Annotated in this window: 1 pseudogene; it reads left to right on the plus strand. The window is 60.4% G+C overall.

Annotation, left to right across the window (positions count from 1 at the left end):
* Positions 1 to 424, plus strand: a pseudogene (locus ACXAH3_RS16475) (hypothetical protein); the annotation flags it as partial.

Here is a 424-nt window from a genome sequence, read left to right on the forward strand (position 1 = left end):
TGGCACGACGGCTGGGACGTACAGCTATCCCTATACGATCTGTGACGCGGTGAACGCAGGCAACTGCGACACGGCGACGGCAACTGTTGTTGTCGACGTAGCGCCCATTGATGCGGTGGATGACACACCGGCACCGATCAATGGTTTTGCGGGTGGTGACACCCCGTCGGTTCTGGATACAGACACGCTGAATGGCGCGGCTGTTGATCCTGCAGACATCACGCTGACGCCGGGCACGGCTCCGACACCTGCTGCGGGTTCGATCACGATGAATGCCGATGGCACGATCACGGTTGCCCCCGGCACGACGGCGGGCACTTACAGCTATCCCTATGAGATCTGTGAGATCCTGAACCCGACCAACTGCGACACAGCCGTTGCAACGGTTGTGGTCGAAGAAGCTCCGATCGACGCCGTGGACGAT

It is taken from the genome of Aliiroseovarius sp. ABM4_368 (assembly GCF_056161205.1).